Origin of the sequence: Mesorhizobium sp. M5C.F.Ca.ET.164.01.1.1, assembly GCF_004792125.1 — a bacterium.
Classification (GTDB): Bacteria; Pseudomonadota; Alphaproteobacteria; order Rhizobiales; family Rhizobiaceae; genus Mesorhizobium; species Mesorhizobium wenxiniae.
The window spans coordinates 1-291 of the sequence record NZ_SRTG01000539.1 but is presented as its reverse complement, the minus strand read 5'-3'; the positions used below and the strand labels follow the sequence as shown (position 1 = coordinate 291).

1 protein-coding gene is annotated in these 291 nt (G+C 70.8%); it reads left to right on the top strand.

From position 1 onward, the window contains the following. The coding region (locus EN807_RS34645; RefSeq protein ID WP_135938099.1) for a cobalamin biosynthesis protein at window positions 1-291 on the top strand (291 nt) is incomplete at both ends.

The window sequence follows — 291 nt, the reverse complement described above, 5'->3', positions numbered from 1 at the left end:
CGCGCTCGAAGCGCATGGGCTGGCGATGTCGGCTCCTTCGGCCCTGGCCACCGCGGCGCTCAAGAAGGATGAAGACGCGATCGCTGCCGCCGGCCGCGCGCTGAACCTTCCGGTCATCATCGTCGATGACGCAGCTCTCCAGGCAGCCTCGCCACGGACGCTCAGCAGCTCCAGCCTCTCGCGGGACCTGGCCGGCACACCATCGGTTTCCGAAGCGTCGGCCGTTGCCGTCGCCGGCAAAGGCGCCAGCCTGCTTGGTCCGCGCACGGTGCTCGGCGCGGTCACCTGCGC